11 protein-coding genes and 1 tRNA gene are annotated in these 12,907 nt (G+C 72.0%); 5 read left to right on the top strand and 7 right to left on the bottom strand.

Annotated elements, in window-relative coordinates:
- The first annotated feature begins 25 nt into the window (after positions 1-25).
- The 3 genes from AB3388_RS11770 to AB3388_RS11780 all read left to right on the top strand — a co-directional run bounded on the left by AB3388_RS11770 (position 26) and on the right by AB3388_RS11780 (position 3,918).
- The gene (locus AB3388_RS11770) at positions 26-1,513 is read left to right on the top strand and encodes a glutamate synthase subunit beta (RefSeq protein WP_495410959.1); all 1,488 of its coding nucleotides are present in this window, start codon (positions 26-28) and stop codon (positions 1,511-1,513) included.
- A 126-nt stretch (positions 1,514-1,639) separates the two neighbouring features.
- A complete protein-coding gene (gene pyk / locus AB3388_RS11775) occupies positions 1,640-3,058 on the top strand; it encodes a pyruvate kinase (RefSeq protein ID WP_495410960.1) in 1,419 nt (472 codons plus the stop codon).
- Positions 3,055-3,918, top strand: coding sequence for an acyl-CoA thioesterase (locus AB3388_RS11780; protein WP_495410961.1), 864 nt, complete (start codon positions 3,055-3,057; stop codon positions 3,916-3,918). Before pyk ends, AB3388_RS11780 begins: the two co-directional genes overlap by 4 nt.
- 4 nt (positions 3,919-3,922) lie before the next feature.
- Here AB3388_RS11780 and AB3388_RS11785 read toward each other — a convergent pair whose 3' ends face one another.
- Positions 3,923-5,587, bottom strand: a complete 1,665-nt coding sequence (locus tag AB3388_RS11785) for an aminotransferase class V-fold PLP-dependent enzyme (protein ID WP_495410962.1) — start codon at positions 5,585-5,587, stop codon at positions 3,923-3,925.
- A 210-nt stretch (positions 5,588-5,797) separates the two neighbouring features.
- Positions 5,798-5,871, bottom strand: a tRNA-Leu gene (locus tag AB3388_RS11790).
- 100 nt (positions 5,872-5,971) lie between these two features.
- On the opposite strand from AB3388_RS11790, the gene AB3388_RS11795 reads away from it, so the two are divergent.
- Positions 5,972-6,571, top strand: coding sequence for an ANTAR domain-containing response regulator (locus AB3388_RS11795; protein ID WP_495410963.1), 600 nt, complete (start codon positions 5,972-5,974; stop codon positions 6,569-6,571).
- A gap of 210 nt (positions 6,572-6,781) precedes the next feature.
- Positions 6,782-8,113 carry an ABC transporter substrate-binding protein gene (locus tag AB3388_RS11800; RefSeq protein ID WP_495410964.1) on the top strand — a complete coding sequence of 444 codons (1,332 nt, stop codon included), beginning with the start codon at positions 6,782-6,784 and terminating at the stop codon, positions 8,111-8,113.
- Positions 8,114-8,201: 88 nt separating this feature from the next.
- On the opposite strand, the gene AB3388_RS11805 is transcribed toward AB3388_RS11800, so the two are convergent.
- From AB3388_RS11805 to AB3388_RS11825, 5 genes are read right to left on the bottom strand one after another with little or no spacing between them, the layout of a single operon-like run.
- A complete protein-coding gene (locus tag AB3388_RS11805; protein ID WP_495410965.1) occupies positions 8,202-8,624 on the bottom strand; it encodes a DUF7712 family protein in 423 nt (140 codons plus the stop codon).
- Positions 8,625-8,635: 11 nt separating this feature from the next.
- Positions 8,636-9,493 carry an ABC transporter ATP-binding protein gene (locus tag AB3388_RS11810; protein ID WP_495410966.1) on the bottom strand — a complete coding sequence of 286 codons (858 nt, stop codon included), beginning with the start codon at positions 9,491-9,493 and terminating at the stop codon, positions 8,636-8,638.
- A complete protein-coding gene (locus AB3388_RS11815) occupies positions 9,490-10,485 on the bottom strand; it encodes an ABC transporter ATP-binding protein (protein WP_495410967.1) in 996 nt (331 codons plus the stop codon). The genes AB3388_RS11810 and AB3388_RS11815 overlap by 4 nt, the downstream gene beginning before the upstream one ends.
- A complete protein-coding gene (locus tag AB3388_RS11820; protein ID WP_495410968.1) occupies positions 10,475-11,473 on the bottom strand; it encodes a branched-chain amino acid ABC transporter permease in 999 nt (332 codons plus the stop codon). Before AB3388_RS11820 ends, AB3388_RS11815 begins: the two co-directional genes overlap by 11 nt.
- Before the next feature lie 3 nt (positions 11,474-11,476).
- Positions 11,477-12,778: a branched-chain amino acid ABC transporter permease gene (locus tag AB3388_RS11825; protein WP_495410969.1), complete on the bottom strand. Its 1,302-nt coding sequence runs from the start codon at positions 12,776-12,778 to the stop codon at positions 11,477-11,479.
- Positions 12,779-12,907: the final 129 nt, after the last annotated feature.

Here is a 12,907-nt window from a genome sequence, read left to right on the forward strand (position 1 = left end):
CCGACGGCGGAGAAGGAGGCTGCTCGTGGCTGACAGCACGGGATTTCTGAAGTTCGAGCGCAAGCTCCCGCCGCGCCGTCCGGTCGACCTGCGCCTGCTGGACTGGAAGGACGTCTACCTCTCCCGCAGGAACGGGGAGGACGAGGTCTTCCCGCTCGGTGACGTGCGCGAGCAGGCCGCCCGCTGCATGGACTGCGGCATCCCGTTCTGCCACCACGGCTGCCCGCTGGGCAACCTGATCCCGGAGTGGAACGACCTCGCCCGCCGGGACGACTGGACCGAGGCGATCGAGCGGCTGCACGCGACCAACAACTTCCCGGAGTTCACCGGCAAGCTGTGCCCGGCCCCGTGCGAGGGCTCCTGCGTGCTGAACCTGCAGGAGTCGCCGGTCACGATCAAGCAGATCGAGTGGGAGATCATCGACCAGGCGTTCCAGCGCGACCTGGTCACGCCGCGCCCGCCGCAGGAGCGGACCGGCAAGAAGGTCGCCGTCGTCGGCTCCGGGCCGGCCGGGATGGCCGCCGCCCAGCAGCTGACCCGCGCCGGGCACGACGTGACCGTCTACGAGCGGGCCGACCGCATCGGCGGGCTGCTCCGCTACGGCATCCCCGAGTTCAAGATGGAGAAGGCCGTCCTCGACCGGCGGCTGGACCAGATGCGCGCCGAGGGCACCCGGTTCGTCACCGGCGTCGAGGTCGGCGGCCCCGGGGACGACGACCTGTCGGTCGAGGCGCTGCGCGCCGAGTTCGACGCGGTCGTGCTCGCCGGCGGTGCCACGGTCGGCCGCGACCTGCCCGCCCCGGGCCGGGAGCTCTCCGGCATCCACCTGGCGATGGAGTACCTGCCCTTCGGCAACCGCCAGGCGCTCGGCGAGCTCGACGAGCCGCCGATCTCGGCCACCGGCAAGCACGTCGTGATCATCGGCGGCGGCGACACCGGCGCCGACTGCCTCGGCACCGCGCACCGCCAGGGCGCCGCCTCGGTGACCCAGCTGGAGATCATGCCGGCGCCGCCGGACCGCCGGGCCCAGAACAACCCGTGGCCCACGTACCCGATGGTCATGCGGGTCTCCAGCGCCCACGAGGAGGGCGGGGAGCGGCTGTACTCGGTGAACACCGAGCGCTTCCTCGGCGACGAGAACGGCCACGTGCGGGCGCTGCTGATCCACGAGGTCGAGCGCGTCGACGGCCGGTTCCAGAAGATCGAGGGCACCGAGCAGGAGCTCCCCGCCGAGCTGGTGCTCCTCGCGATGGGCTTCACCGGCGCGCAGCGCGAGGGCCTGATCGACGGCCTGGGCGTCGAGATCGACGGCCGGGGCAACGTGGCCCGCGACGCCGAGTTCATGGCCACGGTGCCCGGCGTCTTCGTGGCCGGTGACATCGGCCGCGGCCAGTCGCTGATCGTGTGGGCGATCGCCGAGGGCCGCGCGGCCGCCGGCGCCGTCGACACCTGGCTGACCGGCGAGTCGATGCTGCCCCGGCCGATCACCCCGACCGCGGTCGCCCTGCGCTGAGAGCGCCTCCGCTCGACACGGCCGGGTCCCCGCACGGGGACCCGGCCGGTGCCGTCCACGACGAGGTGTGAGCGCTCACAGGGCCCCTCCCGGCGGTGCGCCGGCCCGCCGGATAGCGTTTGCGGCATGTCCCGCCGCGCCAAGATCGTCTGCACCCTCGGGCCGGTCACCAGTTCCCTGGAGCAGGTCACCGCCCTCGTCGAAGCCGGGATGGACGTCGCCCGGCTGAACTTCAGCCACGGGTCGCACGCCGACCACCAGGCCGCCTACAACGTGGTGCGGCAGGCCTCCGACCGCACCGGCCACGCGGTCGCCGTGCTGGCGGACCTGCAGGGGCCGAAGATCCGGCTCGGCACGTTCGCCGAGGGCCCGGTCGTCTGGGAGACCGGCAGCCGGGTGTGCATCACCGTCGAGGACGTCGAGGGGACGGCGGAGCGCGTCTCCACGACCTACAAGGGCCTCGCCGACGACGTCAAGGTCGGCGACCGGCTGCTCGTCGACGACGGCAAGCTCTCGCTGTCCGTGGTCGACGTCGACGGGCCGGACGTCTCGTGCCTGGTGGTCGAGGGCGGCCCCGTCTCCAACAACAAGGGCCTGTCGCTGCCCGGCGTGGCGGTGAGCGTGCCGGCCCTGTCGGAGAAGGACGAGGAGGACCTGCGCTTCGCCCTGCACCTCTCGGTCGACTTCGTCGCGCTGTCGTTCGTGCGCTCGCCCGCGGACGTCGACCTGGTCCGCGAGATCATGCGCCAGGAGGACGTCGACGTCCCGGTCATCGCCAAGCTCGAGAAGCCCGAGGCGATCGACAACCTCGAGGAGATCGTCGAGGCCTTCGACGGCATCATGGTCGCCCGCGGCGACCTCGGCGTGGAGCTGCCGCTGGAGCAGGTGCCGCTGGTGCAGAAGCGGGCGGTCCAGGCCGCGCGCGAGCGCAACAAGCCGGTCATCGTGGCCACGCAGATGCTCGAGTCGATGATCGGCTCCTCCCGGCCGACCCGCGCCGAGGCCTCCGACGTCGCCAACGCCGTCCTCGACGGTGCCGACGCGGTGATGCTGTCGGGCGAGACCTCCGTCGGGAAGCACCCGATCGCCGCCGTCCGCACGATGGAACGGATCATCGACGCGGTCGAGAGCCACAACAGCGTCGCGGTGCCGGAGCTGTACCGCCGGTCCCGCTCGCGGTCCAGCGCGATCGTCCGCGCCGCCAAGGACGTGGGCGAGACCCTCGACGTCAAGGCGCTGGCCACGTTCACGCAGACCGGCGACACCGCCCGCCGGCTGGCCGCCCTGCACCCGAGGCAGCCGCTGCTGGCCTTCACCGTGGACGCGCGGGTACGCAGCCAGCTGGCGCTGTCCTGGGGCGTGGAGACGTTCATCGTGCCGTCGGTCGCGCACACCGACGACATGGTCCGCCAGGTGGACTTCTCGCTGCTGTCGATCGGCCGGCTCAAGGAGGGCGACCGGGTCGTCGTCGTGGCCGGCAGCCCACCCAACACGGTGGGCTCGACCAACCTGATCCGGGTGCACGAGGTGGGCACGGACTCATGACGTCGACCGTCGCGCCGCTGATGGCGGTGCTCGCCCTCGAGCAGCGCGACGGCGACGTCTTCGTGGGCCGGACCCCGTCGGCGCCCCAGCAGCGGATCTTCGGCGGCCAGGTGGCCGGTCAGGCGCTGATGGCGGCCGGCCTGACCGTGCCGGGGGAGCGGGCGGTGCACTCGCTGCACTCCTACTTCCTGCGGCCGGGCGACCCGCACGAGGAGATCCGCTACTCCGTCGACCGCATCCGCGACGGCCGGACGTTCAGCACCCGGCGGGTCCTGGGCCACCAGCGGCGCAAGGGCGAGGACGTCGCGATCTTCGGGCTCACCGCCGACTTCACGGCGGGGGAGGAGCCGGTCGCGGAGCACGCGCTGCCGATCCCGGAGGTCGCCGGGCCGGAGGGGCTGCCCGGCATCCCGGAGATGTACGCCCGGCATCCCGACCGGGCCTCGTGGATGCACGCCATGGGCGAGGCGGTCGAGCAGCGCTTCCTCGAGGACCCGTTCGTGCCGGTCGCGAAGACGCCGCCGGACACCCAGCACCGCACGTGGCTGCGGGTGCGCGGACGGCTGCCCGACGACCCCGCCGTCCACGCCGCGGCGCTGACCTTCGCCAGCGACCTCACCCTGCTGTCGGCGGGCGTGGCGCGGCTCGGCGTCGGCTGGGGCGCCTTCATCGGCGCGAGCCTCGACCACGCGGTCTGGTTCCACCGGCCGTTCCGGCCGGACGAGTGGTTCCTCTACGAGGGGGACAGCCCGGTCGCCTCGGCCGGCCGGGCGCTGTGCCTCGGCCAGATCTGGGCGGCCGACGGCACGCACGTCGCCACGGTCGCCCAGGAGGGCCTCATCCGGTCCCTGTCGGACTGACCGGTCAGGACGGCGTCGGCAGGTCCTCCTGGGCCACCGCCTGGGTGCGCGTCTCGTCCTGGGCCGCGGGCGTCTCCACCTGCGCCGGTGGCTCCTCCTCCGGCGCCGCGGCGACCTGCTCCGCGGCGGCCGCCTCGGCGGCGGCGCGCTCGGCGGCCGCGCGCTCGGCCTCGGCCCGCGCCGCGGCCTGCTCCGCCGCCCGCTGGGCCGCCTGGTCGGCGAAGTCGGCGGCCAGCCAGTCGTGGTTCTCGCACAGCAGCGCCCAGGCCCGCTCCACGTGCGCGCGGGTGGTCGCCGGCGCCCCGATCGCCACCCGCAGCACCACCTGCCCGCCGACCGTGGTGTGGGTCAGGAAGACCTCGCCGCCGTCGTTGAGCCGCTCGAGCAGCGTCATCGTGGCGACGTCGGCGTCGACGTCGTCCGCCCACCGGGGCTTCAGGCACACCAGCGAGTACGGGTGCTTGGTCGCGACGTCGAAGCGGTCGTCGGCATCGGCCCAGCCGGCCAGCTCCTGGGCGAGCGCCACGGATCCCCGGATGTGCTCGCGCAGCCCCTCGGCCCCGTACCAGCGCAGCACGAACCACAGCTTCAGCGCCCGGAAGCGCCGGCCGAGCTCGATCTGCCAGTCGCGGTAGTCGACGACCGCGCCGGCGTCGGTGGCCGCGTTGCGCAGGTACTCGGGCAGGATCGCCAGCGCCCCGGTGAGGGCGGCGCGGTCGGCGACCCAGAACAGCGTCGCGTCGAAGCCGGTGAGCAGCCACTTGTGCGCGTCGGTGGTGTAGCTGTCGGCCCACTCGACGCCCGCCTGCAGGCCGCGCAGCTCCGGGACGACGCCGCTGACGCCCGCGTAGGCGGCGTCGACGTGCAGCCACACGTCGTGGTCGCGGCAGATCGGGCCGAGCTCGGCGAGCGGGTCGACCGCCGTCGTCGACGTCGTCCCGACCGTGGCGCACACCAGCACCGGCGTGTAGCCGCGGGCGACGTCGCGCTCCAGCCGCGCCCGCAGCGATGCCGGGCGCATGGCCAGGTCGCCGTCCACCTCGACGATGCGGACGGCGTCCGTGCCCAGCCCGGCGATGCGCACCGCCTTCTCCATCGACGAGTGGGTCTCGGCCGAGACGTACACGGTGGCCCGCTCGGGCTCCACGCCGCGCCGCACGGTCGCGCCCTTGCTGGCCCGGTGCAGCGCGGCCAGCAGCGCGACGAGGTTGGCGCCGGAGCTGGAGTCCTGGATCACGCCACCGCCGGCACCGGTGGAGAGGAAGGACTCCGGCAGGCCCAGCAGTCCGGCGAACCAGTCGAGGACGTGCTGCTCGAGCTCGGTGGCCGCGGGGCTGGTCACCCAGGACATGCCCTGCACCCCGAGCCCGGCCGAGACCAGGTCGCCCAGGACCGACGGCCCGGAGGTGTTCGCCGGGAAGTAGCCGAAGAAGCCCGGGTGCTGCCAGTGGGTCACGCCGGGCAGGACGACGCGCTCGAGGTCGGCCAGCACGGCGGAGACCGGCTCGCCCTGCTCCGGTGGCGACTCCGGCAGCGCGGCCCGGACGTCGCCGGGGGAGAGCTGCGAGCGGACCGGGAACGAGCCGATGCGCGTCCAGTAGTCGGCGATCCAGTCGACGACCTCGTGGCCGTGCTGGCGGAACTGCTCGGGCGTCATGTGGCCGGTCACGCCCTGAACCTATGGCTCCGCGACGGCCGGCCGGTGCCCGGGGTTGAGCCGGATCACCGGCCGTGGAGCCGCACCACGACGCGGCGCCACGGCCGCCCACGCGGGTTGAGCCGCACCGGAGGCCACGCGGAGCCGGGGACGACACCTCGCCGCGGTGCGGTCCACGGCACGTGGCCGCGGTGCGGCCCGGAGGGCTGCAATCCAGCTCAGTGCCCCCGGTGCGACTCGAACGCACACTGCGCGGGTTTTGAATCCGCTCCCTCTGCCGATTGGGGTACGGGGGCGCGCCGGGATGCCCCGGCCCAGAGCAGGGTAGCCGCCGGTCCCGCCGACGTGGCGCACAGCACCGGCAGGGTCCAGCGGTCCTCGATAGGCTTCCCCCTCGTGAGCAGCGAGACGACCCGGGTCCTCATCGCCGAGGACGAGGCACTGATCCGCCTCGACCTCAAGGAGATGCTGGAGGAAGAGGGCTACACCGTCGTGGCCGAGGTGGGTGACGGTCAGCAGGCTGTCGACCAGGCGCAGCAGCTGCATCCCGACCTGGTCATCCTCGACATCCAGATGCCCGTCCTCGACGGCCTGTCGGCCGCCGAGCAGATCGCGGGCGCGCGCACCGCCCCGGTCATCGTGCTCACGGCGTTCAGCCAGCGGGAGCTGGTGGAGCGCGCCCGGGACGCCGGCGCCATGGCCTACCTGGTCAAGCCGTTCTCCAAGAACGACCTCGTGCCGGCCATCGAGGTGGCTCGTGCCCGGTTCGCCGAGATGACCGCGCTCGACGGCGAGGTCCGGACGCTCGAGGAGCGCCTGGAGGCCCGCAAGATCGTCGAGAGGGCCAAGGGCAAGCTCATGGCCGAGCGGGGGATCACCGAGGCCGAGGCGTTCCGGTGGATCCAGCGGACGGCGATGAACGAGCGCACCTCGATGAAGGCGCTGGCGCAGAAGCTGCTCGCCGAGGACGCCGCCCCGGAGGGCTCGCCCGCCTGACGCGCCGTTCAGGAACCGGGTTCGTGACGCTGCGTGAGTGGGCCGCCGCACGGCGAGCCTCGCGAGGTCACGACCTCATCACGGAACGTCTCGGGGCAGGAGCCCAGGCCGCTCCCGGCAGTTAGGTTCGGCGCACTGATCGGGCCTTCCGACCGGCGTGTTCGCCGTGCGGGTGCCCGCGGAGCGACGCACGACACTGGGAGTTGCTTGATGCGCACTGGCATTACCGCCCGCAGCATCGCCGTCTCCGGTGCCGCCCTGCTCGCGCTCGCCGCCTGTGGCGGCGGCGGCGACGACAACGGCGGCGACACGGGGACGGCTGACAGCGGCGAGAAGCAGGTCAACGTCTACGGCACCGACGGCAACATGGGCAACGCCCTGGGAGAGGACTTCCAGGACTCGGGATCCCTCGCCGGCATGGGTGGCACCACGCCGCTGACCGACCTCGGCGACGACTTCAAGAACCGGCTGAAGGAAGTCGACCCGGCCCTGCAGGACTACAACTACGCCGGTGAGTCCTACGACGCCGTCGTGATCTCCGCGCTGGCCGCGACGATGGCCGGCACGAACGACGCCAACGTCTTCAAGGCCTACGTCAACGGCGTGACCTTCGGCGGCGACAAGTGCACCGACTACGCCAGCTGCCTGAAGATCATCACCGACGGCGGCAACCCCGACTACGACGGCGTCACCGGCCCGCTGAGCTTCTCCGACCCCGGTGAGCCGGCGCAGGCGAGCTTCGCGCTGCTGCACTTCGGCGACGACAACAAGCTCGACGACTCCAAGACCGAGTACGTCATCGCGGGCGACGAGGCCAACGCGGCCTCCGACGAGGGCCCGGCCCCGGCTCCGGCCGCGACCGGTGGCGCGCCGCTGATCGTCGGCACCCTGCTGCCGCTGACCGGTGACCTCGCCTTCCTCGGCCCGCCGGAGGTCGCCGGCGTCAAGCTGGCGATCGCCGACATCAACGCCGCGGGCGGCGTCTTCGGCCAGCCGGTCCAGCTGGTCGAGGGTGACTCCGGCGACGCCTCCACCGACACCGCGACGCAGACCGTCGACCGCCTGCTGCAGTCGAACGTCAACGTCATCGTCGGTGCGGCGGCCTCGGGCGTGAGCCTCACGGTCATCGACCGGATCACCGGCGCCGGCGTCATGCAGATCTCGCCGGCGAACACGTCCGACCAGTTCACGACCTACAACGACAACGGGCTCTACTTCCGGACGGCGCCGCCGGACGTGCTGCAGGCCCAGGCTCTGGCGGACCTGATCCAGGCCGACGGCAACAACACCGTCGGGATCCTGGCCCGCAACGACCCGTACGGCACGGGTCTGGCCGACAACACCGAGAAGGACCTGATCGCGGCCGGCCTCAGCCAGGACGACATCACGAAGATCGTCTACGACCCGACGGCGTCGAACTTCGACTCCGAGGTGCAGCAGATGGTCGACTTCAACCCCGACGCGATCGTGGTGATCGGGTTCGAGGAGTCGTCGAAGATCATCCAGGGTCTCAACGCCCAGGGCATCGGCCCGCAGCGCTGACCCCTAGCTCCACGACGGAGGCCCGGCACCCGCGAGGGTGCCGGGCCTCCGTGCCGTTCGGGGGTCCGAGCCCGCGCCGGGAGGGCGCTCAGCGCTGCAGGGTCTGGCCGGGCGGCTGCCAGTCGGCGGGGCGGCCGACGTGGTTGGAGAACTCCACCGACCAGCGCCACCAGGAGCGGTCCGGGGCGTGCTCCCAGGCGGTCAGGACGCCGACCTCGCCGCCGGGCAGCAGCACCGGCAGGCCGAGGTGGCCGTCGTCCGGCCAGATCTCGCTGCGGCGGAAGCCGTCGCCGTCGACCTCCAGCAGCGTGATGGGGGAGTAGTCGCCGTCCCGGTCCGGCTCGCCCCGGGCGACGGTCGTCCCGTCGTCGGTGGCGACGTGCACGCGCAGCAGAGCCGGGGCGGCGTGCACGAGCACGCGGGAGAAGCCGCTCGCCGTCAGGGCGCGCGCGAACTCCAGCCCGTTCATCCCGCCGTCGCGGGAGCGCAGCTCCCAGGTCCAGTTCGCCACGGGCGCGGGCCTCACTGCGCCTTGGCGAGGGTCCCGAGGTAGAGCTCGACGACCTTGGGGTCGGTCATCAGCGACTGGCCGGTGTCGGTGTAGGCGTTGCGGCCCTGGTCGAGCACGTAGCCGCGGTCGCAGATCTGCAGGCAGCGCCGGGCGTTCTGCTCGACCATGATGATCGAGACGCCGGTGGCGTTGATCCGCCGGCAGCGGATGAACACCTCGTCCTGGTAGGCGGGGGAGAGGCCGGCCGAGGGCTCGTCGAGCAGCAGCACCGACGGGTCCATCATCAGGGCCCGGCCCATGGCCACCATCTGCCGCTCGCCGCCGGAGAGGGTGCCGGCCTTCGACCTGCGCCGCTCGCCGAGCAGCGGGAAGAGGTCGACGACGTAGTCGAACCGCTCGCGGAAGGTCTTCGGCCGCAGGTAGACGCCCATCTGCATGTTCTCCTCGATGGTCAGCGAGGGGAACACGTTGTTGTTCTGCGGCACGTAGCCGACCCCGAGCGAGACCAGCCGGTGCGCCGGCGCCGAGGTGATGTCCTCGCCGCGCAGCGTCACCGCTCCCGACCGGACGGGGATCAGCCCGAAGATGGTCTTCAGCAGCGTGGACTTGCCGGCCCCGTTCGGGCCGATGATGCCGACCAGCTCGCCGTCCTGCAGGTAGAAGTCGCAACCCCGGAGGATGTTCACGCCGGGCACGTAGCCGGCGACGAGGTCGTCGGCGCGCACCAGCGCGCCCTCGGCGAGGCGGACGTGCTCCTCCCGGGTCGCGGCCTTCTCGGCCGGGGACAGCGTCGTGGTGGTCGCGGCGGCCTGGTCGGCGCGGGTGAGGTCCTCGCCGGACTCGTCGACCTCGAACAGCGGGTCGCTCATCGGTCGGTCCTCTCCTGGGTCTCCGAGGTGAGGACGTCGCCCTCGAGGTTCTCCTCGCGCGCGATGGCGCGCTCGGCCTCGGCCAGGACGCGGTCCTCCTCCTCGACGGTGAGCGGGGCGTCGTGGTGCGCGCCGAGGTAGGCGTCGACGACGGCCTGGTTCTGGCTGATCGACTCCGGCGGGCCCTCCGCGATCACGCTGCCGGCGGCCATGACGACCACCCAGTCGCTGATGTCGCGGACGACGTCCATGTCGTGCTCGACGAAGATCACCGTCATGCCCTGCTCGCGCAGGTCCTTGACGTGCCCGAGCAGGCTCTGCGTCAGCGCCGGGTTCACGCCGGCCATCGGCTCGTCGAGCATGACCACCTTGGGGTCGCTCATGAGCGCGCGGGCCATCTCCAGCAGCTTGCGCTGACCGCCGGAGAGCGTGCCCGCGAAGTCGTCCTTCTTCGTGTCCAGCTTGAACCGCGCGAGCAGTTCCTCCGCCTTCTCCGTGTTGGCCTTCTCCTGGGCCTTCCACGTGCCCGGGATCAGCGCGCGCAGGAAGCTCTCGCCGCGCTGCCCCTGGGCGCCGAGCAGCATGTTCTGCAACACGGTGAGCCGGGACAGCGCCTTGGTCAGCTGGAAGGTGCGGACGACGCCCTGCCGGGCCACCTGGTGCGGCGAGGTGCGGCCCATGTCCTTGCCGTCGAACGTCCAGGTCCCGGTGTTGGGCTGGTCGAAGCCGGTGAGCAGGTTGAACAGCGTGGTCTTGCCGGCCCCGTTGGGACCGATCAGGCCGGTGATCCCGCCGCGCTGGATCTCGAGGTGGTCGACCGCCACGGCGGTCAGGCCGCCGAAGGTGCGGGTGATGTTGTCGACGACCACGACGGGGTCGGGCTTGGCGACGCCGACCTCCCACTTCACGTCGCGCAGGGCCGCCTGGGCCAGCCGGCGCGGCTGCCCGGCACCGGATGCGGATGCACCGGCAGGGGTGGGCTCAGCGGGCATCGATCATCACCTCTCGTCGGTCGCCGAAGATGCCCTGGGGCCGGAAGATCAACAACAGCATCAGGCCGACACCGACCAGCACGAAGCGGATCTGCGCGACGTCGGTCGAGGAGAGCAGGCCCGACGGGATGATCCCGTTGTCGATCAGCAGCCGGAGCCCCGTGTCGGCGAACTGCAGGATGAACAGCAGCAGCATGCTCCCGATCACCGGTCCGAGCACGCGCGCGGCGCCGCCGAGGATCAGCGCGGCGTAGGCCAGGAACGTGTTGGCGTTCTGGTACTGGTCGGGGTTGGCCGAGCCGGTGCCGACGGCGTACACCATGCCGCCGATCGCGCCCAGCACACCGCCGAGGACCAGCGACTGCATCTTGTACGCGTAGACGTTCTTGCCCAGCGCGCGGACGGCGTCCTCGTCCTCGCGGATGGACTTGATCACCCGGCCCCAGGGGGAGCGGACCAGCAGCCAGATGAGCAGGCAGGAGAGCGCCACCAGCAGCCAGCCGACGAGCGCCACCCAGAGCTCGCCGCCGCTCCAGCGGGTGCCCAGGATCGGGTAGCGCGTGGAGGTGTCCCACGGCGCCAGGGCGACGAAGTCCTGGTTGAACTGCGCCAGTCCACGGGTGCCGCCGGTCACCGGGGTGGCCTCCACCGCTCGGAACAGCAGCCGCAGCCCCTCCGCCGTGGCGATCGTGACGATCGCCAGGTAGTCGGCACGCAGCCGCAGGGTCGGCAGGCCGAGCAGCAGCGCGAGGAAGACCGCGGCGCCCAGGCCGATCAGCACGCCGGCCCAGAACGGCAGGCCCCACTGCGACACCGAGATCGCGATGCCGAACCCGCCCAGCATCGCGAAGGCGATCTGGCCGAAGTTCAGCAGGCCGGTGTAGCCGAAGTGCATGTTCAGGCCGATGGCCAGCAGCGCGAAGAAGATCGCCTGGAAGCCGAGGGCCGACTTGCCCGCGACCGCGATCGCGTTGAGGAGATCACCCATGGCTCAGCCGATCCGTACGCGGCTGCCCAGGATGCCCTGGGGCCGGATGACGAGGATGACGATCAAGAGCAGCAGCCCTCCGACGTACTTCATGTCGTCCGGGATGATCAGGGTCGACATCTGCACGAAGATCCCGACGATGATGCTGCCGACCAGTGCGCCGTAGGCGGTGCCGAGACCGCCGAGCGTGACGCCGGCGAACATCAGCAGCAGCAGCCGGAAGCCCATGTCCCAGGTGACCTGGTCGGACAGGCCGAGCAGCACGCCGCCGAGCGTGGCCAGTGCGCCGCCCATCATCCAGACGACGAGGATCACCCGGTTCACGTCGATGCCCGAGGAGGAGGCCAGGTCGCGGTTGTCCGCGACCGCGCGCATCGCCTTGCCGATCTTCGTCCGCTGCAGCATCACGGCGACGAGGACCAGCACGACGACCGAGACGATGATCGACCACAGCGCCCGGTTGGTCATCGTGAAGACGCCGTAGTCGACCGCCCGCTGGTTCTGGAAGCTCGTGTAGGGGTTGGAGAACCCGCCGTACACGATCTGGATCAGGTACCGCAGCGCCAGCGACAGACCGATCGACACGACCAGCGCGGCGATCAGGCCGGTGCCGCGACGCCGCAGCGGCCGCCACAGCCCCAGCTCGTTCAGGGCGCCGACCCCGGCGCCGGCGACCATCGCGATCAGCGCCGCAGGGATCAGCGGGACACCGGCCCGGACGTTGATGTACCAGGCGATGATCGCGCCGATCGTGACCAGCTCGCCGTGCGCGAAGTTGGTCAGCCCCGTCGTGCCGAAGATCAGCGACAGACCCACGGCGCACATGGCGATCAGCAGGCCGAAGCGCAGGCCGTCGACGAGCAGCTGCACCGCCCGGACGTTGCCGCCGCCGGAGCCGCGGCTGCCGTCGTTGAGGCCGATCGTGACCGGCTGCCGGCGGCCGTTGTCGACGGTCACCGTTCGGCTGTCCTCGCCGGCGAGCTCGATGCCGTCGGGCAGGTCGTCGGCGTTGATGCTGACGATGTACTCGCCGGCGCCGGGCAGCTCGACCGACCAGCGCCCGTTCTCGTCGGTCTCGTCGGACCCGACCTCGTCCCCGGCCGGCGTGGTCACCGTGACCTCGATGCCCTCGATGGGGCCGCTGCGGCTGGTCTGCAGCGTGCCGAGGACCTGCTCACCCTCGGCCGAGGCGATCCCCGGGGCCAGGGTGGCGATGCCACCGGCGAACACCAGGACGAGCAGGAGCCGGATCAGGCTCCTGCGCGCCCTCGTCGGTCGCCGGGATCGCAGTCCCGCGTGCGTCACGCCAACTCCTCGTCTGTCGGAATGACCACGGACCGTAGTTCATCTCTGTTGCGCCGCCGTCTCTCAATGCGCGGCTGTGACCTTTCCGCGACACGCCGGGTGCTGACGGTCGGTGGCAGTGCGGCGCGC

The organism is Geodermatophilus sp. SMS 5-13 (genome assembly GCF_059428245.1).

Coding starts and splice junctions, on each gene's coding strand:
- pyk (WP_495410960.1), top strand. CDS start 1,640: ATGTCCCGCCGCGCCAAGATCGTCTGCACCCTCGGGCCGGTCACCAGT.
- AB3388_RS11780 (WP_495410961.1), top strand. CDS start 3,055: ATGACGTCGACCGTCGCGCCGCTGATGGCGGTGCTCGCCCTCGAGCAG.
- AB3388_RS11800 (WP_495410964.1), top strand. CDS start 6,782: ATGCGCACTGGCATTACCGCCCGCAGCATCGCCGTCTCCGGTGCCGCC.
- AB3388_RS11810 (WP_495410966.1), bottom strand. CDS start 9,493: ATGAGCGACCCGCTGTTCGAGGTCGACGAGTCCGGCGAGGACCTCACC.
- AB3388_RS11815 (WP_495410967.1), bottom strand. CDS start 10,485: ATGCCCGCTGAGCCCACCCCTGCCGGTGCATCCGCATCCGGTGCCGGG.
- AB3388_RS11820 (WP_495410968.1), bottom strand. CDS start 11,473: ATGGGTGATCTCCTCAACGCGATCGCGGTCGCGGGCAAGTCGGCCCTC.